Consider the following 451-nt stretch of genomic DNA (forward strand, 5'->3'; position numbering starts at 1 on the left):
ATCCAGGACAGTATCGAACAAGAAGTCAGCGAGGCGATAGAAACGGCGGAGCAGACAGAGACGAGTCCGGACAACATCGTCGAGCATGTGTACGAGGACGTTCCAGCGCGGCTCGAAGAACAGCGGGACGAACTGAACCGGCTGCGCGAGAAGTATGACGACGGCGCGTTCTCGGAGGTGCTGGAATGAGTTCGACAGCCAGTACGCAGACGGGGCAAAACGCACAGCGTCTCACCCTCGTGGAGGCGATACAGGACGGACTGTACACGGAAATGTCGCAAGACGATAGCGTCGTCGTTCTGGGCGAAGACGTCGGGAAGAACGGCGGTGTTTTCAGAGCAACCGACCAGCTATACGAGGAGTTCAGCGAAGACCGCGTCATCGACACGCCACTGGCAGAAGCCGGAATCATCGGGGCTTCGATTGGACTCGCCCAGACCGGCATGAAGCC

At 59.0% G+C, this 451-nt stretch carries 2 pseudogenes; both read left to right on the top strand.

Annotated features, from left to right (window positions below):
- Positions 1-189, top strand: a pseudogene (locus FY251_RS21320) (pyruvate dehydrogenase (acetyl-transferring) E1 component subunit alpha); the annotation flags it as partial.
- A pseudogene (locus FY251_RS21325) lies at positions 186-451 on the top strand (alpha-ketoacid dehydrogenase subunit beta); the annotation flags it as partial. The pseudogenes FY251_RS21320 and FY251_RS21325, both read left to right, overlap by 4 nt.

The sequence above is a fragment of the Haloferax sp. KTX1 genome (assembly GCF_902410085.1).
In the GTDB taxonomy this organism is placed as follows: domain Archaea; phylum Halobacteriota; class Halobacteria; order Halobacteriales; family Haloferacaceae; genus Haloferax; species Haloferax massiliensis.